This window comes from Streptomyces colwelliae, assembly GCF_048158785.1.
In the GTDB taxonomy this organism is placed as follows: domain Bacteria; phylum Actinomycetota; class Actinomycetes; order Streptomycetales; family Streptomycetaceae; genus Streptomyces.
On record NZ_JBLTJC010000035.1, the window covers coordinates 1 to 18,277 of the forward strand.

General features: G+C 69.4%; 17 protein-coding genes. 8 read left to right on the forward strand and 9 right to left on the reverse strand.

Annotation, left to right across the window (positions count from 1 at the left end):
• The first annotated feature begins 427 nt into the window (after positions 1–427).
• A complete protein-coding gene (locus tag ACNFOC_RS10375) occupies positions 428–1,654 on the forward strand; it encodes a cysteine desulfurase-like protein (protein WP_416958830.1) in 1,227 nt (408 codons plus the stop codon).
• Positions 1,655–1,711: 57 nt separating this feature from the next.
• Here ACNFOC_RS10375 and ACNFOC_RS10380 read toward each other — a convergent pair whose 3' ends face one another.
• Positions 1,712–2,278, reverse strand: coding sequence for an O-methyltransferase (locus ACNFOC_RS10380; protein WP_416958791.1), 567 nt, complete (start codon positions 2,276–2,278; stop codon positions 1,712–1,714).
• Positions 2,279–2,703: 425 nt separating this feature from the next.
• On the opposite strand from ACNFOC_RS10380, the gene ACNFOC_RS10385 reads away from it, so the two are divergent.
• The 5 genes from ACNFOC_RS10385 to ACNFOC_RS10405 all read left to right on the forward strand — a co-directional run bounded on the left by ACNFOC_RS10385 (position 2,704) and on the right by ACNFOC_RS10405 (position 7,878).
• A complete protein-coding gene (locus ACNFOC_RS10385; RefSeq protein WP_416958792.1) occupies positions 2,704–3,591 on the forward strand; it encodes a sugar phosphate isomerase/epimerase family protein in 888 nt (295 codons plus the stop codon).
• Between the two features lie 139 nt (positions 3,592–3,730).
• Positions 3,731–4,579, forward strand: coding sequence for a sugar phosphate isomerase/epimerase family protein (locus ACNFOC_RS10390; RefSeq protein ID WP_416958793.1), 849 nt, complete (start codon positions 3,731–3,733; stop codon positions 4,577–4,579).
• 307 nt (positions 4,580–4,886) lie between these two features.
• Complete coding sequence (locus ACNFOC_RS10395) at positions 4,887–5,906, forward strand: sugar ABC transporter substrate-binding protein (protein WP_416958794.1); 1,020 nt, start codon at positions 4,887–4,889, stop codon at positions 5,904–5,906.
• Positions 5,907–5,911: 5 nt separating this feature from the next.
• Complete coding sequence (locus ACNFOC_RS10400; protein ID WP_416958795.1) at positions 5,912–6,985, forward strand: ABC transporter permease; 1,074 nt, start codon at positions 5,912–5,914, stop codon at positions 6,983–6,985.
• A 5-nt stretch (positions 6,986–6,990) separates the two neighbouring features.
• Positions 6,991–7,878 carry an ATP-binding cassette domain-containing protein gene (locus ACNFOC_RS10405; RefSeq protein ID WP_416958796.1) on the forward strand — a complete coding sequence of 296 codons (888 nt, stop codon included), beginning with the start codon at positions 6,991–6,993 and terminating at the stop codon, positions 7,876–7,878.
• Positions 7,879–7,944: 66 nt separating this feature from the next.
• Here the strand turns inward: ACNFOC_RS10405 and ACNFOC_RS10410 are convergent, their stop codons facing one another.
• The 4 genes from ACNFOC_RS10410 to ACNFOC_RS10425 are packed head-to-tail and all read right to left on the reverse strand — an operon-like array spanning position 7,945 to position 11,952.
• A complete protein-coding gene (locus ACNFOC_RS10410; RefSeq protein WP_416958797.1) occupies positions 7,945–8,964 on the reverse strand; it encodes a Gfo/Idh/MocA family protein in 1,020 nt (339 codons plus the stop codon).
• Positions 8,961–9,962 carry a Gfo/Idh/MocA family protein gene (locus ACNFOC_RS10415; protein ID WP_416958798.1) on the reverse strand — a complete coding sequence of 334 codons (1,002 nt, stop codon included), beginning with the start codon at positions 9,960–9,962 and terminating at the stop codon, positions 8,961–8,963. Before ACNFOC_RS10415 ends, ACNFOC_RS10410 begins: the two co-directional genes overlap by 4 nt.
• 31 nt (positions 9,963–9,993) lie before the next feature.
• A complete protein-coding gene (locus tag ACNFOC_RS10420) occupies positions 9,994–10,755 on the reverse strand; it encodes an SDR family oxidoreductase (RefSeq protein WP_416958799.1) in 762 nt (253 codons plus the stop codon).
• An 18-nt stretch (positions 10,756–10,773) separates the two neighbouring features.
• The gene (locus tag ACNFOC_RS10425) at positions 10,774–11,952 is read right to left on the reverse strand and encodes a phytanoyl-CoA dioxygenase family protein (RefSeq protein ID WP_416958800.1); all 1,179 of its coding nucleotides are present in this window, start codon (positions 11,950–11,952) and stop codon (positions 10,774–10,776) included.
• A 109-nt stretch (positions 11,953–12,061) separates the two neighbouring features.
• On the opposite strand from ACNFOC_RS10425, the gene ACNFOC_RS10430 reads away from it, so the two are divergent.
• A complete protein-coding gene (locus ACNFOC_RS10430) occupies positions 12,062–13,108 on the forward strand; it encodes a LacI family DNA-binding transcriptional regulator (protein WP_416958801.1) in 1,047 nt (348 codons plus the stop codon).
• A gap of 28 nt (positions 13,109–13,136) precedes the next feature.
• Here the strand turns inward: ACNFOC_RS10430 and ACNFOC_RS10435 are convergent, their stop codons facing one another.
• From ACNFOC_RS10435 to ACNFOC_RS10450, 4 genes are all read right to left on the reverse strand, one after another.
• Positions 13,137–13,709, reverse strand: coding sequence for a YbhB/YbcL family Raf kinase inhibitor-like protein (locus tag ACNFOC_RS10435; protein WP_416958802.1), 573 nt, complete (start codon positions 13,707–13,709; stop codon positions 13,137–13,139).
• Positions 13,706–14,314 (reverse strand): cysteine hydrolase family protein, encoded by a 609-nt coding sequence (locus ACNFOC_RS10440; RefSeq protein ID WP_416958803.1) that lies wholly within the window; start codon positions 14,312–14,314, stop codon positions 13,706–13,708. Before ACNFOC_RS10440 ends, ACNFOC_RS10435 begins: the two co-directional genes overlap by 4 nt.
• A gap of 73 nt (positions 14,315–14,387) precedes the next feature.
• Complete coding sequence (locus ACNFOC_RS10445) at positions 14,388–16,145, reverse strand: MFS transporter (protein ID WP_416958804.1); 1,758 nt, start codon at positions 16,143–16,145, stop codon at positions 14,388–14,390.
• A gap of 29 nt (positions 16,146–16,174) precedes the next feature.
• Positions 16,175–16,615 (reverse strand): MarR family winged helix-turn-helix transcriptional regulator, encoded by a 441-nt coding sequence (locus ACNFOC_RS10450; protein WP_416958805.1) that lies wholly within the window; start codon positions 16,613–16,615, stop codon positions 16,175–16,177.
• 399 nt (positions 16,616–17,014) lie between these two features.
• Between ACNFOC_RS10450 and ACNFOC_RS10455 the strand changes: the two genes are divergently transcribed.
• The gene (locus ACNFOC_RS10455) at positions 17,015–18,274 is read left to right on the forward strand and encodes an MFS transporter (RefSeq protein ID WP_416958806.1); all 1,260 of its coding nucleotides are present in this window, start codon (positions 17,015–17,017) and stop codon (positions 18,272–18,274) included.
• The last annotated feature ends 3 nt before the right edge of the window (positions 18,275–18,277 follow it).

The window sequence follows — 18,277 nt, forward strand, 5'->3', positions numbered from 1 at the left end:
GGCTTTGGGTCGTCTAGTGGGTGCGGGTCGGTGGGGGCTGGTCGCGCAGTTCCCCGCGCCCCTGAAAGACCGGGCTTCGCCGGTCTTCGAGGGGGCGCTCGCGCGGGGGAGCCGGACCTGGCTGCGCCGGTCCCCGTGGGGGAACCGCATGTTGGCACAGCCCCGCGCCTCTGTGGGAGCCGGCCGTGCCGGTCCCTGTGAGGTGCGCTCGCGCGGCGGGGCCGTAAGGTGACGCAGCTCCGCCCCCCTGCGGAGTGCTGGGACGTGTTGTGGGACACCGATCCTGACGTGTGCGGCCCGTCGGTATCCGTGCTGAGCGGGGCACCGAGCCCTCGCCCACTGCCCCGAACCGCCTCGATGTCCGATGATCGTCGTGGACACCCGGGGCCCCGAGGCCCGCACACGGTATCGACAGGAGCTCACCTCCGTGGTCTACGACATCACCGCCCTGCGCGCGCTGTTTCCCGCCCTGAGGGGTGGGCCCGCCCACTTCGACGGTCCCGGTGGTACACAGACGCCCCGACCGGTCATCGAGGCCATCACGCAGGTGTTGGCGAACCCCCTCTCGAACCGCGGGCAGGTGACCGCGGGGGAGCGCAACGCCGACGCCATCGTCATCGGGGCCCGCTCGGCCATGGCCGATCTCCTCGGGGCGCAGGCCTCGGGGATCGTCTTCGGTCGTAGCGCCACCCAGCTCACCTACGACTTCTCCCGCACCCTCGCCGCGACCTGGTCGCCCGGCGACGAGGTCGTGGTCACCCGGCTCGACCACGACGCCAACGTCCGCCCCTGGATCCAGGCCGCCGAGCGGGCCGGGGCCACCATCCGCTGGGCGGACTTCGACCCCGCGACCGGCGAACTCACCCTCGACCACCTCCGCGCCGCCCTGTCCGACCGCACCCGGCTGGTCGCCGTCACCGCCGCCTCCAACCTGATCGGCACCCGACCCGCGGTTGCCGACATCTCCCGGCTGGCTCATGAGGCGGGTGCCCTGGTCTATGTCGACGGCGTCCACTACACCGCGCACGCCCTGGTCGACATCGGCGGACTCGGCGCGGACTTCTTCGTGTGCTCGCCGTACAAGTTCCTCGGCCCGCACCACGGCGTCCTCGCCGCCCGGCCCGAGCTGCTGGAGACCCTGCGGCCGGACAAGCTCCTGCCGTCCTCCGACGCGGTTCCGGAACGGTTCGAACTCGGCACCCTGCCCTACGAGTTGCTCGCCGGGACGAGTACCGCCGTCGACGTCCTCGCGGGCCTCGACACGGACGCCGGCGGCAGTCGCCGCGAGCGCCTGACCGCGAGTCTCGCCGCGCTTCACCAGCACGAGGAAACCCTGCGTACGCGCATCGACCAGGGACTCGCCACTCTGGACGGGATCACCGTCCACTCGAAGGCGGCCGACCGGACGCCCACTGTGCTCCTGACGCTGGACGAAGCCTTCGGCGCACTGGGCACGCAGGACGCCTCCCGCTTCCTGGCGGAACGCGACGTGTACGCGCCCTCCGGTTCCTTCTACGCCATCGAGGCCTCCCGCCGGCTCGGCCTGGGCGACTCCGGCGGTCTGCGTATCGGGCTCGCGCCCTATACCAGCACCGACGACGTGGAACGGCTCCTGACCGGACTGGAGCTGTTCCTGAAGCGCGCGCCTCACTGAGACTGCCCCGGTCGCCCGCCGGCCGGTACGACAACGCCAACTGCGACCGGACCGGGCTCAGGGGCGGCGTGCGGCGATCACCGCTGAGGTGGACGGTGTGGTGAGTACTTCGGTCGCGTCGAGGGCCGGGTGCGTGAGGTAGAACAGGCGCAGTTCGTCGACCTCGGCGCCGTGACGTGGTGGCCAGTGGGGTGACGGGGTGAAGTCGTCCAGGACGAGGAGGCCACCGGGGGCGAGGAGACCGACGACCCGCTCGGGGTCCTCACGTTTTCCGCCGCCGTCGCAGAAGAAGACGTCGAAGGGGGCGTGCCGCTCCAGCAGCCGCCAGTCCCCGGTGAGGACGGTGACACGGTCGTCGTCCGCGAAGACGGCGGCCGCCCGCCGGGCCAGCTCCTCGTCACGCTCCACGGTGACCAGCCGGGCTCCGGCGCCGAGCCCGCTGTGCAGCCAGGCGGCGCCCACTCCCGTGCCGGTGCCGCTCTCCGCGACGACTCCGTGCGGTTTCGAGGCGGCGGCCAGCTTGAGCAGCCTGCCCACCTCGGGGATACAGCTCAACGTGAAGCCCAGCTCGGAGGCGACACGCTCCGCGACCACCACACGAGACGGAACGGCGCGCTCTGCCATGGGCACGGACTCCCCTCAGTACGGACTCGCCTCACCGTGCACGTGAAGCTATCCGCCGACAGCTGCCGCCCGTCAAGTACGGATGAGGGAAAAAGACGTGCCCAATGAAGGATTAATGATGGTTTTGACCCCTTCAACAATGCCCTGCGCCGCACCTACCGTTACGCCCATGTGAACGGCCCGGGCGACAGACTGATCAGCGCGCTCGTGGTCGGGCATGACGGTTTCTGGAGGGAGAGGGCGATGGAGCCTGCGGCGGACCCGGCGGTGGTCGGCCTCGCCATGACCCCACCCCTCGCCACCGCCTTCGGGATGTTGACGCGCGCGTGCGACCCGTTCGGCCTGCCACCAGCCGCTGTCCGCTCATCCCGACGTGGTTCCCGCCCCTGGTCCCACCCCGACCGGAATCTCAGAAAGGCCACAGCATGACCACCTCCCCCCAAAACAGGATCGCCGGTGCTCCCATCTCCTGGGGTGTGTGCGAAGTCCCCGGCTGGGGCTACCAGTTGACGCCCGAGCGGGTGCTGAACGAGATGCGCGAGGTCGGCCTGGCCGCGACCGAGTTCGGCCCCGAGGGCTTCCTGCCCAGCGCGCCCGACGCCATGGCCCGCACGCTCGCCGACCACGACCTGCACGCCGTCGGCGGCTTCACCCCGCTGCTGCTGCACGTGCCCGGCCACGACCCGCTGCCCGAGGCCGAACAGCTCCTGGCGGGCTACGACGCCTCGAAGGCGGAGGTGCTCGTCCTGTCCGCCATCACCGGCCAGGACGGCTACGACTCCCGCCCCGAACTCGACGCCGACGGCTGGAAGTTGCTGCTGTCCAACCTCGACCGGCTCGCCTCGCTGGCCGCCGAGCGCGGTGTCCGCGCCGTTCTGCACCCGCACGTCGGCACGATGATCGAGAACGGCGACGAGGTCCGGCGCGTCCTGGAGCACTCGGCGATCTCGCTCTGCCTCGACACCGGCCACCTCCTCATCGGCGGCACCGACCCGGCCGAGCTCACCCGGCAGGCCCCCGAGCGCATCGCCCACACCCACATGAAGGACGTGGACGCCTCCCTCGCCGCCAAGGTCCAGGACGGCCAGCTCAGCTACACCGACGCCGTGCGCAAGGGCATGTACCGCCCGCTGGGCGCCGGAGACGTGGACGTCCAGGCCATCGTCACCCACCTCAGCGCCCGCGGCTACGACGGCTGGTACGTCCTCGAACAGGACACCATCCTCACCGAGGAGCCCAAGGCGAAGGGCCCGGTCGAGGACGTGTGGGCCAGCGCCGAGCACCTGCGCACGGTGCTGCGCGGCGTCGCGTAGCACCGTACGGTCCTGATGTGCTTTTGATGTGTTCTGAGGGATTGACCGACGTGTGAGGGCGCCTCAGAATGCCGGAGTCATCGGGTGCCGCGTCTTGTGAACTTGAGGAATCCGAACATGAGGAACCCAGGAAGCAGAAATGACCGCTGACGAATTTCTGGCCACGTGCTGGACCACGGCGGGCGATGCCGCTCCCGATGAGGCGGACCAGCGCAGCCCGCTGAATCTGCGGGACCGCGTGGAAGCGGCGCGCGACGCCGGATTCACCGCCTTCGGGCTGCTGTACGCGGACCTGGTGGAGGCCGAGCGCGAGTACGGAATGGCCGGCATCCGGTCGCTCTTCGCGGACAACGGGATCAGTCATGTCGAGTTGGAGCTGCTGACTGACTGGTGGGCCGACGGACCCCGGCGGGCCGCGTCGGACACGGTCCGGGTCGGCATGCTGAGAGCCATCGAGGCGCTCGGCGCACGCACCTTCAAGATCGGCCCCGACGTCTCGGACGAACCCTGGGAACTCGACGTCTGGGCCAAGGAGTTCGCCGTGCTGGCCGCGCAGGCCGACGGGGTGGGCGCCCGACTCGGGGTCGAACCGCTGCCCTGGTCCAACCTGAGGACCGTGCACGACGGACTGCGGCTCGTCGAGGCCGCCGGTCACCCGGCGGGCGGCCTCATCATCGACGTCTGGCACGTCGAGCGCGCCCATACGCCGCCCGCCGACCTGGCGGACGTGCCCGGGTCGCGGATCGTCGGCGTGGAACTCAACGACGCGGACAGTGACGTCGTCGGCACACTCTTCGAGGACACCGTCCACCGCCGGCGCCTGTGCGGAGAGGGCTCGTTCGACCTGCCGGGGATCATCGCCGCGCTCCGGACGGCCGGCTTCCGCGGCCCCTGGGGTGTGGAGATCCTCTCCGACGCGCACCGCGCGCTGCCGGTGCGGGAGGCCGCCGCCGCGGCATACCGGAGTGCTGCCGCGCTCGTGAAGTAAAAGCCACAGAGATGGCGGGGACGAAACCACGGTCGTCCCCGCCATCTTTGTTTTTCCTGTGCTTCGAGGAATGAGTCGCCGAGGGCCGCCCAATTCGGTGTAATGGCCATTCTTTAGCTGACGTCAGGGAAATGTTCAGACATCTTGTCGTGATGGATAAATGATGTCATTACAAGCGTTGACCTGGGGGTGGCATGACGGTTCTATCTCGTCATAAGCAACAGCCGTGTTAACGGCATGTGATACGCAGCCTTCGCTCGGCCAGCCGCTTCTCCTTTCCCCTGCAGCACAGTGAGGTGCCGGAAAGATGGACCGTACATCCCACCCCCGCTCCCGTAGAATCGTCCCCGTCGTCGCGGCGGCGGCAGCCGCCGCACTGCTTGTGGCCGGCTGCTCCAGCAGTTCCGGAGGCAAGAAGTCCACGGAGGACACCTCCGGCGCTTCCGCGGGCAAGGCCACCACGCCCCGCATGACGGTCGCGATGATCACGCACGCGGCCCCCGGCGACACCTTCTGGGACACGATCCGCAAGGGCGCGCAGGCCGCCGCCGCCAAGGACAACATCAAGCTCGTCTACTCGTCCGACCCCAACGGCCCCAACCAGTCGAACCTGGTGCAGAACGCGATCGACCAGAAGGTCGACGGCATCGCGGTCACCCTCGCCAAGCCCGACGCCATGAAGTCCGTGATGGCCACCGCCGAGAAGGCCGGCATCCCCGTGGTCGGCTTCAACACCGGCGTGCAGGACTGGAAGAAGCAGGGTCTGCTGGAGTACTTCGGCCAGGACGAGAGCATCGCCGGCGAGGCATTCGGCCGCAAACTCAACGCGGCCGGCGCCAAGCACACCATCTGCGTGATCATGGAACAGGGTCAGGTGGCCCTGGAGGCGCGCTGCGCCGGCGTGAAGAAGACGTTCACCGGCAAGACCGAGATCCTCAACGTCAACGGCACGGACATGCCGTCGGTGAAGTCGACGATCACGGCCAAGCTCCAGCAGGACAAGACCATCGACTACGTGACGACGCTCGGCGCCCCGTTCGCGATGACCGCCATCCAGGCCATCTCCGACGCCGGCAGCAAGGCCAAGCTCGCCACGTTCGACCTCAACAAGGACGCGGTCGGCGCCATCAAGTCCGGCAAGATCCAGTGGGCCATCGACCAGCAGCCGTATCTCCAGGGCTACTTGGCGGTCGACTCGCTGTGGCTCTACAAGACGAACGGCAACTACAGCGGCGGCGGCGAGGCCCCCGTGCTGACCGGCCCGGCCTTCGTCGACAAGACGAACGTCGCCAAGGTCGCCGAGTTCGCCGCCAAGGGAACGCGGTGACGCCCATGACCCAGCTCACGGCTCCGGCGACGGGTTCCTCGTCGCCGGCTCCGCCGGTCCCCGAGTCGGACGGGCGGACCTCTGAACGGCCATTGCCCATACGGTTGTTGGCGCGTCCTGAGGTGGGTGTGTTCCTCGGTGCGGCCGCGGTGTATGTGTTCTTCCTGATCGCTGCTCCGCCGGTGCGGGACGGCGCCTCGATGGCGAACATCCTCTACAGCTCGTCCACGATCGGCATCATGGCGCTGCCGGTCGCGCTGTTGATGATCGGTGGGGAGTTCGACCTCTCCGCCGGTGTCGCCGTCATCACCTCCGCGCTGACGGCGAGCATGCTCAGTTACCAGCTGACCATGAACGTGTGGGTGGGGGTGATCGTCGCGCTGCTGGTGTCGTTGGGGGTGGGGTTCCTCAACGGGTGGATGGTCGTCAAGACCGGCCTGCCCAGCTTCCTGGTCACCCTGGGCACCTTCCTGATCCTCCAGGGCGTCAACCTCGCCGTCACCAAGCTGGTCACCGGGAATGTCGCGACCGACGACATCAGCAACATGGACGGCTTCGACCAGGCCAGGAAGGTCTTCGCGACGTCCTTCGACATCGGCGGCGTCGATGTGAAGATCACGATCTTCTACTGGCTGGTGTTCGCGGCGGTCGCGACGTGGGTGCTGCTGCGCACGAAGTACGGCAACTGGATCTTCGCGGTCGGCGGCAACAAGGACTCCGCGCGGGCGGTCGGTGTGCCGGTGGCGTTCACGAAGATCTCGCTGTTCATGCTGGTCGGTTTCGGTGCCTGGTTCATCGGCATGCACCAGCTGTTCACTTTCAACACGGTGCAGTCCGGCGAGGGTGTGGGCCAGGAGCTGATCTACATCTCCGCGGCGGTGATCGGTGGTTGTCTGCTGACCGGTGGTGCCGGTTCGGCGATCGGCCCGGTCTTCGGGGCGTTCATGTTCGGCATGGTGCAGCAGGGCATCGTCTACGCCGGCTGGAACCCCGACTGGTTCAAGGCGTTCCTCGGCGTGATGCTCCTGGGCGCCGTCCTCATCAATCTGTGGGTCCAGCGCACCGCGACCCGGAGGTGACCTTCATGGCAAGCAACGAATCCGGCACCCACGGCGCCATTCTCACCGACAGCGTGCCGGCCGGCGCGGACGCGCCGATCGTCCAACTGCGCAACGCGGGCAAGGCGTACGGCAATGTCCGTGCCCTGCACGGTGTGGACCTTGCGGTCCGCCCGGGTCAGGTCACCTGTGTGCTGGGCGACAACGGCGCGGGCAAGTCGACCCTGATCAAGATCATCTCCGGGCTGCACCAGCACACGGAGGGCGAGTTCCTCGTGGACGGCGGGCCGGTGCATTTCACCACCCCGCGTCAGGCGCTGGACCGCGGTATCGCGACGGTCTACCAGGACCTGGCCGTCGTGCCGTTGATGCCGGTGTGGCGCAACTTCTTCCTCGGCTCGGAGATGACCAGGGGTCCCTGGCCGTTGCGTCGTCTCGACATCGAGAAGATGAAGAAGACCGCGGATACGGAACTGCGCAACATGGGCATCGTCCTGGACAACCTGGAACAGCCCATCGGCACCCTCTCGGGCGGCCAGCGCCAGTGTGTGGCGATCGCCCGCGCCGTCTACTTCGGCGCCCGCGTCCTGATCCTGGACGAGCCGACCGCCGCCCTGGGTGTCAAGCAGTCCGGTGTCGTGCTCAAGTACGTGGCCGCGGCCCGCGAACGCGGTCTCGGGGTCATCTTCATCACCCACAACCCGCACCACGCCTACATGGTCGGCGACCACTTCAGCGTGCTGCGCCTGGGCACGATGGAACTCTCTGCGGAGCGCAGCGAGATCACGCTGGAAGAGCTCACCAACCACATGGCGGGCGGGACCGAACTCGCCGCGCTGAAGCACGAGTTGTCCCAGGTCCGCGGCCTCGACGTCGACGAACTCCCCGAGGAGGACGCGCTCAAAGTCGGCTGACGTGCGACGCGCACAGCGGTTGGGGGGCGGTACCGGTCCGGTACCGCCCCCCACCGCTGTCTCTTCTCAGGCCTGGGGAAGCACCGTACTCGGCCGGACCGGGAACCCCGCCGCCCGATAGCAGTCGTCGATGAGCCCCATCGTGGTCAGCGCGTCGTCCGCGTCGAGCACCAGCGGCTCACCGCCCCTCAAGTGGGCGGCGAAGGCCTCCAGTTGGTAGGTGTACGACGACCGGCGGCCGAGTTCCTCGGTGCGCTCACCGGCCGCCGTACGCACGACGACACGGTCGTCCAGGTGGGGCTGCACGAAGTTCATCACCGTGGCCTCGCCGCGTGAGCCCACCATGCGGCAGCTCATCTGCCAGGTGTCGTGGGCCATGTGGCAGCGGGCGCTGCCGGTGGCGCCGCTGGGGAACTCCAGGTCCGCGTCCAGCCATTCGTCGATCCCCGGTGCCCCGGCCTTCTCGCCGCCGCGTGCGGCGACCAGCCGGGGTGCCCCGCCCGCCCAGGGGGCGAGCATGCGCTGTGCGTGCAGGCTGTAGCACCCGAGGTCCATCAGCGCGCCGCCCGCCAGCGGGAGCGACCACCGTACGTCGCTGTCCGGGGGAGCGGGCATCGCGACCATGGTGTCGACGTGCCGGAGTTCGCCCAACTCCCCGCTGTCCAGCAGCTCGTGGAGACGCAGGACGACCGGGTGGAACAGATAGTGGAAGCCCTCCATGAACACCGTGCCGGCCTCGGCCACGGCCTTGTGGACCTCGGCCGCCTCCGTCGCGTTGCTCGCGGACGGCTTCTCGGTGAGGACGTGCTTTCCGGCCCGGAGCGCGGCCAGGTTCCACGGCCCGTGCAGGCTGTTGGCCAGCGGGTTGTATACGACCTCGACCTCAGGGTCGGCGATGAGGTCGGCGTAGGAACCGACCACCCGCTCCACACCATGTCCGGCGGCGAAGGCCTCGGCGCGGGAGCGGTCGCGGGCGGCCACCGCGACGAGGCGGTGGCCGGTCGCCCGGGCGGGTCCCACGATCGACAGCTCGGCGATCCGCGCGGCGCCCAGGACGCCGATCCGCAGGGGTTCGTCCGTCGTCACTTGCGCACCTCTTCGAGTCGTACGGGACGGTGTTCGTGCAGGGACAGGGTGCACGCGTCGGCGATCCGGCTCGCCTCGACGGCGTCGGCGACCGTGCAGGGGGAGGTGCGGGTGCCGGCCACCACCTCGGTGAACGCGGTGAGTTCGGCGCGGTAGGCGGCGGCGAACCGGTCCATGAAGAAGGTGTGCGGAGTGCCGGCCGGGAAGGTCGCCCCCGGCTCCACGGACCGTAGCGGCAACTTGTCCTCCATACCGACCGCGACGCTGTCCTTCGTGCCGTGCAGTTCGAGGCGCACGTCGTGACCGCGGGCGTTGTGGCGGGAGTTGGAGACGACGGCGATGGTGCCGTCGTCGAGGGTGAGGAGGCTGGACGCGGTGTCGACGTCACCGGCCGCACGGATGTACTCCGCGCCGCGGTTGCCGCCCGTCGCGTAGACTTCGACCACCTCGCGGCCGGTCACCCAGCGCACGATGTCGAAGTCGTGCACGGCGCAGTCGCGGAAGATGCCGCCGGAGACGGCCACATAGGCGGCCGGCGGCGGGGCGGGGTCGAGCGTGGTGGACCGTACGGTGTGCAGGTCGCCGAGTTCACCGCTCACCACGGCCCGGCGCGCGGCGACGCAGCCCGCGTCGAAGCGCCGGTTGTAGCCGATGTGCACCTCGACACCGCTGCCCTCCACCGCGCGCAGCACCGCCAGGCTCTCCTCGACACCGCGGGCCACGGGTTTCTCGCAGAACACGGGGATGCCCGCCTTCACGGCGGCGAGGATCAGTTCGGGGTGCGCGTCGGTCGCGGCGGCGATCACCACACCGTCGACTCCCGCCGAGAGCAGCGCCTCGGGGGAGTCGGCGGGGACGGCACCGAAGCGTTCGGTGACGGTGGCGACGGCGGTGGCCACCGGATCGGTGACCACCAAGGAGTCCACGGCGTCGAGCCCGGCGAGGGTTTCGGCATGGAAGGCGCCGATGCGGCCCAGTCCCATGATGCCTATGCGCATGAGAGACGTGCTCCTTCTGCCGGCGCGCGGCTCAGTCCTGGCCGCCGAAGACGTTCTGGTCCCAGTCGACGACCGAGCCGGTCACCACGCCGCTGCGGTCGGAGAGCAGGAACACCACGAACTCGGCGATCTCGTCGACCTGCCCGAGCTTGCCCATCGGCTGCGACTTGGCAGCCTGCTCGCGCCAGTCGTCGCCCGCGCCGTGGAAGGCGCGCTGGACGGCGTCCTCGCCCTCGGTGTCCGTCCAGCCGATGTTGACGGTGTTGATCCGGATCCGGTCGAAGCGGTGCGCGTGCGCGGCGTTGCGGGTCAGACCCGCGAGGCCCGCCTTGGCCGTCGAGTACGGAGCGAGGTAAGGCGGGCCGCCGTGGGCGCAGTTGGAGCCGATGTTGACGATCGTCCCGGGTGCTGAGCGGGAGATCATGTCGGCCACGGCTGCCTGCATGGCGAAGAACGGTGCCTTCAAGTTGATTGCCATGTGCTGGTCGAACAGTTCCGGCGTGGTGTCCAGCAACGAGCCGCGTGACGTCAGCCCCGCCGCGTTGACGAGGCAGTCGATGCGTCCGTAGGCCCCGGCGGTCTGTACGACGCTGTCGCGCGCCTGGACCGGATCGGAGAGGTCCGCCCGCAGGAAGCGGGCGCCGGTGTCCGCGGCGAGCTTCTCGCCCACCTCCGCGCGGCGGCCGGTGAAGACGACGGTCGCGCCTTCCCCAGCCGCGGCCCGTACGACACCGGCGCCGACGCCCTGGCTGCCGCCGTTGACGAGGACGACCCTGTCCTCAAGCAGTCCCATGAGAGTGATGTGTCCTTTTCAGCTCTGGCGGCGCTTGGCGGCGGCCTGCAGTTCGTGGCGCAGCCGCTCCGGGTCCCACTCCTCCGCGACGGCCTGGTGGAGGGTGTCCGCCTGCGAGGGCGGGGCGAGACCCTCGACCGGCGGGTCGAGGTCGAGGTTGGTGGGGAAGGGGTAGCCCTCGGCGGTGGCGGCGATCACACGGCGCAGCCAGTCGTCGGAGACGCCCTCGGCCTTGCGGCTCAGCAGCACCGGGAACAGGGCGTTCGCCATCGCCTCGCGGTCCACCGTCTCCATGGCACGCCCGAAGGCGGAGGAGACCTGCAACAGATTGGCCATGCGCTTGATGTCGGCCGAGCGGTTGTGCCCGGCGGCGTGGAAGAGCGCCGGGTTGAAGAAGACCGCGTCGCCCTTCTCCAGGGGGAGCTGGACGTGGTTCGCGCCGAAGTACTCGACGAACTGCGGGAGCCGCCAGGCGAGATAGCCGGGCTCGAACTTCTGCGAGTGCGGCAGATAGAGCGTCGGGCCGGACTCGACGGGCATGTCGACGTGGGCCACCGCGCCCTGGAGAGTCAGCACCGGAGAGAGCTGGTGGACGTGCGCCGGATAGGCCGCTGCCCGCTCCTGGGTGAGGAAACCGAGGTGGTAGTCACGGTGCACGCTCTGCGCAGCGCCGCCCGGGTTGACCACGTTGAGCTGCGAGGTGACCTGGTAGGCGGGGCCGAGCCAGGCCTCCGAGATCAGCTCCAGGATGTCGTTGGCGTAGTAATCGGCGAACGCCTCGGGTGCCCGTACGGCCACCTTGTCCAGGGCGTTCCAGACGCGGTCGTTCGCGCCGGGCTTGGCGAAGTGGTCACCCCGGCCCGCACCGCTCGCGCGCTCCTCCTCGATCAGCGCGCGGAAGGCGTCGGAGGCCCGGTCCACGACGGCCTCGTCCGGGAAGGCGCCCTTGAGGACCACGATGCCGGGCCCGTCGAGCAGCGCCTGCACCAGCTCGCTCTGCAGGTCCCGGCGGCCCTCGGCGGTGGCCGCGAGAGCACGGAGCCGGGCACTGTCGTAGAGCGGGACGTTCTGCTCGATCCGTTCGGCCGAGGGATGGTCGGCGATGTCGGTGCGCTGCTCCACGAGTGAGCGGAACGCGTCAAGATCGCAGTCCGCTTCGGTCAGCCAAGTCCGCGTCCTTGCGGTGATGGGAGACATCCGGGTCCCTTTCGCTGTCAGTGCGTTTCTGCCAGTCTTGATAAAACAAACCCATCATTCAATGCCTCTCGCAACATCAAAAGTGCATCATCGGTCTGAGGGATCACTCATGCGACACCGGTACCCGATCAGGGAAATCGCCCGCCAGGCCGGGCTGAGTACGGCCACCGTCGACCGCGTCCTCAATCAGCGGGGCAATGTCACGGAGAGCACCATCAGGGAGGTCCAGGAAGCCATCAAGGACCTGGACCGCCAGCAGAGCCAGGTCCGGCTCGGCGGCCGCACCTTCATGATCGACATCGTGATGCAGACGCCGGAGCGGTTCTCCACCGCCGTACGGGAGGCACTCGAAGCCGAACTCCCTTCCCTGCATCCCGCGTTGGTGCGTTCGCGCTTCCACTTCCGCGAGACCTGCCCGCCCGCCGAACTGACCACGACGCTGGACGGGATCGCGAGGCGCGGCACACAGGGCGTGATTCTGAAGGCCCCCGACGAGCCGGAGATCGCCGCCGCCGTCGGGCGGCTGGTCGTGGCCGGTATCCCCGTCGTCACCCTGGTGACGGATCTGCCCCACAGCGCACGCCAGGCCTATGTCGGCATCGACAACCGCGCGGCCGGCGCCACCGCCGCCTACCTCCTCGGACAGTGGCTGGGCAAGCGGCCCGGCAACGTGCTCACCACCATCAGCCGGGGCTCGTTCCGGGGCGAGGAGGAGCGCGAGATGGGCTTCCGCAGCGCGATGCGCCTCGCCGACCCCAGGCGGTCCCTGGTGGAGGTCACCGACAGCGACGGCCTGGACGCCACCCAGCACGAACTGGTCCTGGAGGCGCTGAAACGGGACGAGGAGATCATCGCCGTGTACTCGGCGGGCGGCGGCAACCTCGCCACCCTCGACGCCTTCGACGCGCTCGGCCGGGAGTGCGCGGTGTTCATCGCCCACGACCTGGACCACGACAACACCCGGCTGCTGCGCGAGCGCCGCCTGTCCGCGGTCCTCCACCACGACCTGCGCCAGGACATGCGCCGCGCCTGCCAGATCGTCATGCGCGCCCACAAGGCCCTTCCCGACGACGGCCCGACACTGCCCTCGGTGATCCAGGTGGTGACCCCGTTCAACATGCCGCCGGGGGCACCGTCCGTACCGGTCGTCGACTGAACCGGTCGCACGCTGAGGGGCGTTGGGGTCAGCGCTCGTAGACGCCGGTCAGCCGGCCCCGGCCGAGGACGGGTGCGGTGATCGTGGGCAGGAGGGCGCGGGGACGTGCCCGGTCCACCGGCGTCGTGCCGGGGGCGCTGTCGACGGCGGCCGAGAGGGCGAACAGCTGGAAGACGTAGCGGTGCGGGCCGTGGCCCTTGACGGGCGCGGGACCGTGGTAGCCGCGTCCGATGGTGGAGCGGAGCACCCGCACGCCGGGGCCGGGCTGTCGGTACGACAGGGCACCGGGCTCCAGGTGTCCGGCCGCCGGGTCGATCAACGCGAGGCAGTGCACCGCAGGCTTGGCGATCGGGACGTCGATGTCCTCGACGACCAGGAGGAGTTGCGCGGTACCGGGCGGAAGCGGGGTCCAGGCAAGCTGGGGCGACAGGTCGGCGCCGCCGACGGTCTTCGCGCACTGCTTCAGCGGCATGACCTGGCCGTCGCCGAAGTCCGTGCTGGTGAGCGTCAGTTGATCGGGTCCTTGGAGGTTGGGCAGGTTCCACGCCGTGTGCGTCTCGCCTGCTCTGCGGTTCTTCAGGAGTCGGCCGAGCACGCTCATCGGGTCGCCTCCACCAGGTCGACGACCTCGGCGGTGGTCGCGGTCTCGCCCAGCTTGGGGAAGACGCGCTCGACGCTGTGGCGATGGGCCTCGGGGTCGGGGTCGCCCATGGCGTCGGTGGCCAGGACGACGTGGTAGCCGTGGTCGGAGGCCGAGCGTGCCGTCGATTCGACGCCCGAACTGGTCGCGATGCCGGACAGCACGACCTGCGTGACGCCCAAGTCCCGTAGGAGCGTGTCGAGTCCGGTGTCGTGGAACGCGCTGCGCCGTCGCTTGGTGATCAGGTGATCGGTCGGCTGGACGTCGAGTTCGTCGATGAGGTCTGCCCAACCGGCGGGCGGGGCGGTGGTGTTGGCGGACTGCCTGGCGCCAACACGTCCCGGTGCGGTGCTGTTCGAGGGCCGTCCGTTGTCGGTACGTCCCGGCGCGCGTCCGGTGACGTTGACCAGGATCACGGGGAGACCGTGGCGCCGGAATTCGGTGGCCAGGTGGGTCGCCTGCTTGATGGCGGCCGTGACCGGGGCGTCGGTGAGGGCCGAGACGATGCCCTTTTGGAGGTCGACCACGACGAGCGCGGACGCGGGGTCGATTGTTGTCAGTGGCATGGGAGTTGCTTCTCCTGTGGGTGTCGTCCGGTCGCCGGGTGAGGGAAATCGGGGGAGGGGTCAGGCCGTCGGTTCACCTGTCCGGTCGTGCGAGGGCGTCGCCCGTGGACGCCCCGCGCGGTCCCGGCGTCCTGGCCGTGGGGCCGGTGCCGGCGCCGCGCAGCAGGGAGGCGATCGCGGCGAGGAAGGCGAGGGTGGCGCCGAAGGCGAACACGATGACCAGGCCGGAGTGGAAGGGCCCGGATATCAGCGTGGGGAAGAACTCGCTGCCGGTCAGGGTGTGTTGCTGCGCCGCCGTCAGATGGGTCAGGACGCCGCTGGGCTGGAGCAGATGCTGGATCGGGTTGACGCCCAACTGCGCGGCGAACAGGGACGAGACCGGGGGCAGGCCACCGACCTGGGCGGCCAAGTGGGCCGGTACGCCCTGCTGTTGCAGTCCGGCGGTGAGCGTGTGCGGGAGGCTCCTGGCCAGCCCGGCGATCATCAGGGAGAAGAACACGCCGATGGAGACGGCGGTGCCGGAGTTCTGGAAGGTGGCGCGCATCCCGGAGGCGACACCGCGCAGCCGGGCGGGCACACTGCCCATGATCGAGGAGGAGTTGGGGGAGCCGAACATCCCGCTGGCGATCCCGTTGAGCGCGATCAGCACCGCGAAGATCCAGTAACTGAAGTCGATCGGCAGGCACATCAGGCCCAGGAAGGTGGCGCCGAACAGCGCCGCGCCACCGGTGGCCAGCCCCCGGGAACCGAGCCGGTCCGACAGGTAGCCGGAGACGGGGCCCGCGGCGAGGAAGCCCGCGGTCAGCGGCAGCATGAAGATGCCGGCCCACAGCGGGGTGTCGCCGTAGTCGTATCCGTGCAGCGGGAGCCAGATGCCCTGGAGCCAGATGATCAGCACGAACTGCATTCCGCCCCGGCCGATCGAGATGGCCAGGCCCGCCAAGTTGCCGAAGGTGAAGGCCCGTTGGTGGAAGAGGCTCAGCTGGATCATGGGTGCGGAGGCGCGGTTCTCGATGACGACGAACGCCGCCAGGAGGAGCAGGCCGCCGGCTATCAGCACGTCGACCAGCGGGTTGGTCCAGCCCATGGTGTGGCCGCCGTAGGGCTGGAGGCCGAAGGTGATCGCGATCAGGGTCGAGCTGAGGCCCACCGCGAAGGTGATGTTGCCCCACCAGTCGATACGGCCGCCGTCGCGCCTGGCGGTCTCGCGCAGCGTGCGGTAGGCCCACACCGTGAAGAACACGCCGATGGGCACGTTCACCCAGAACACCGCCCGCCAGTCCCAGGCCGACAGCAGGCCGCCGGCGACCAGACCGATGAACATCCCGCCCAGGGCGGCGACTTGGTTGATGCCCAGGGCGAAACCGCGCTGTTCCTCGGGGAAGGCGTCGGTCAGGATCGCGGCCGAGTTCGCGGTCAGCATCGAGCCGCCCACGGCCTGTAGCACCCGCCAGGCGATCAGCCACATCGCTCCGTGGCCGCCGTCGAAGGGGTCGAATGAGAGCAGGACGGAGGCGAAGGTGAAGACCGCGAACCCGGAGTTGTAGATCCGGACCCGGCCGTACATGTCGCCGAGCCGCCCCACCGTGACCACCAGCACGGCCTGGACCAGCCGGTATCCCATGATCATCCACAGCAGGTAGGCGATGTTGCCCGGCGCGAGTGGATCGAGGTGGATGCCCCGGAAGATCGTCGGCAGGGCGATCAGCACGATGGAGCCGTCCAGCGCGGACATGAAGACCGCGGCGGTCGTGTTCGTCAGCGCCGTCCACTTGTACCGGTCGCCGGCGGTCGGGCGGCGCGGGGCGCGCGTCTTGGAGGGATCCGTCATCGGCCTGCTTCCTCGTGACTCCGTCGACGTCAGATGTGCTGGGCCAGGCGCTCCAACAGCGGTCCCGCCGCCGCGAGTTGCTCCAGCTCCGTAGAGGTGAACGCACCGCTGGTCAAAGCGCGGGCGAGGAGTTCGGCCCGCGCGTTGCGCTTGTCCCGCAGCGCCTGCCGGCCCGCGTCGGTCACCGTCAGCACCACGCGCCGTCCGTCGTCCGGGTCCGGGCGACGTTCGACCAGACCGCGGGTCCGCAGCGCGTTGAGCGTCGCCCCCATGGCCTGCGCGGTGATCTGCGCCTCCCGGGCCAGCGCCGAGGAGGTCGTGGGGCCCGTGCGCTCCAGCCGCGACAGGGCGGTCCGCTCGGGCATCGTCAGCCCACCCTCGACCGGCACTTGGCGGGCCCGTCGCACCAGCATGCCGATGCTCGTGAGCAGGGCAGAGGCGACCGAGTTCGGGTCCAGGTCTTCGTTCACATACTAAGGCTACTTTATAAAGCTGCCTTAGTACATGCGCCTCGTGTGCGCGCTCTGAGCTAGGGCAACGACGGAGGCGGCGCGCGCAGGGCGTGTCATGCCACCGCACCGCGGTTCCTGAGCGCCGGGCGAGTGAGGGCTCCGGGGAGAGAAGTAATCGCTTTTCGTATCGAGCCACCGCGAGCTACTGTCCGGACGACGAGTGACCGCCGAGAAGTTGGAGCCCAGAGATGCCCGGTCGTCCGGGCGCGCGTTGACGGCATAGGCCGAGATCGGTCCGTCATCGCGTGCCGCCCTTGATGTTGCTGCGGCACAGCGAGCCTTCTCCCACCCGTACCGTCGGTGCGCCTTTCGTGCGCCGGGTCGCGGGTCTCGTTGTCGGCAACTCAGAGGGTTTCCATGCCTGTATCCGATTCCCGTCGGCCTGTTCCGTCGAGCCTGTGGCGGGACCGCGACTTCCGCAGACTCTGGCTGGGTCAGACAGCCTCTCAACTCGGCGAACAGTCAAGCCTGGTGGTCCTCCCGCTCTTCGCCGTCCTGACGCTCGACGTCGGCGCCGGACAGTTGGGTGCCCTGCGTGCGGTGGAGCAGGCGCCGATCCTGGTGCTCTCGCTCCTCGTCGGCGCCTGGGTGGACGGCTGGCGGACCCGCACGGTGATGGTGGTGGCCGACGTCGGCCGAACCCTGGTGCTGGGCGCCGCCGCCGTGGCCGGACTGCTCAACTGGCTCGGTCTGCCCGCGCTGTTCGTGCTGGTCTTCGTCGCCGGGGTCCTGTCCGTGTACTTCGACGTGGCCTACCAGGCCTCTCTCGTACGGCTGGTGACACAGGATCAACTAGTGCGGGGCAACAGTGTGTTGGAGGGCAGCCGGTCCGCCGCTCAGATCGGTGGGCCCGCTCTCGGCGGCGCGTTGGTGACCCTGCTGTCGGCGCCGGTCGCTGTCGCCTCCAGCGCGTTGTTCTTCGCCCTGTCGTTCCTGTCGGTCCGACGGATCCGCCGTACCGAGTCCGTCCCGGAGCATTTGGAACGTTCCCCTCGCGTATGGCGGCAGGTCCATGAGGGACTGCGTTTCGTCGCCGGCGATTCCTCGCTGCGGGCCGTGTGCTTCGCCGCGGCCGCCTTCCAGTTCTTCTTCGCTGCCACGATGACCGTCTATCTGCTCTTCCTCCCACGCGAACTGCACCTGTCGGGCACCGCCGTAGGACTGGCGCTCGCGGCTACCGGTCCGGGCGCGCTCGTCGGCGCGCTGCTGGCCGCCCGGCTGCCGGGCCGGTTCGGATACGGCCGGGTGATCGTGCTGACGGCGGCACTCGGCGACGGCGTGTTCGTGTGTGTGCCCGCGCTGCACGGTTCGTCCGCGACGACGATCGCCGTACTCCTCGCGGTCAACTTCGTGTTCGGGATCGCCGGGCAGCTGGTGAGCGTCACGGTCATGGCCGTCCGGCAGGCCGTGACTCCGCACGGGTTGCAGGGGCGGGTGGCCGCGACGATCACATTCGCCGGCATGGGACTGGCGCCGCTGGGCTCACTGTTCGGCGGGTTCCTCGGGCAGGAGTGGGGGCTGCGGACCGGCTTGCTGGTCATGGCCGTTGGCATGTTGCTGTCCCCGGCGCTGATGGCGCTGTCTCCACTCGCGCGCCTGGGGCGGGACCTTGGTTAACCT